We start from the raw sequence: 564 nt of genomic DNA on the forward strand, positions 1-564 counted from the left end.
CTGTAGGAATAAACAGGATGACAGCAGGTTTTAGATGCCGGCTAAAATGCAGTTGCTTAAAGGGAATACGTCGCACTGACTTGATCAAATAAGGCCATAAAGAAAGATTACCAAAAATACCGCTTCCCGATACAATTAGAATATATAGCCATAAATTACTTGGTTTATGTATGAATAAAAAAATACATGCAATTGAAAAAACACGAATAATTGCATCACGCAAGACGGTTTTTCTAAAATCTTCCAGGCCCATGAAATACCATGAGATATCAAAAGCATTGGACAGTAAAGTTGTTTCTTGCAATAAGAAAAAAAATTGATAATGCGGTTCAAATTTTAAAAAGATTAAAAAAATGATTGAAGCTAAAAATGTCGTGACAATCTGGAGTAAAGTGATTTCCCAAAATATGCGAGATCGATCCATTAAATTGTCACGGTGAAAAGCGATTTCGCGACTACCGTAAAGCGTAATACCTAAAGAGCCAATTAAACAAAAATAACCTACGACTGAATTTGTATAAGCATTAATACCCACTCCAACAGGTCCAATGACCCTTGCGATAT

The 564-nt window shown here is 34.6% G+C and carries 1 protein-coding gene; it reads right to left on the reverse strand.

Annotated features, from left to right (window positions below; translation table 11 throughout):
* On the reverse strand, window positions 1-564 hold a 564-nt coding region (locus KH893_RS11595; protein ID WP_281166253.1), incomplete at both ends, for an oligosaccharide flippase family protein.

The sequence above is a fragment of the Liquorilactobacillus sicerae genome, from assembly GCF_029916425.1.
In the GTDB taxonomy this organism is placed as follows: Bacteria; Bacillota; Bacilli; order Lactobacillales; family Lactobacillaceae; genus Liquorilactobacillus; species Liquorilactobacillus sicerae.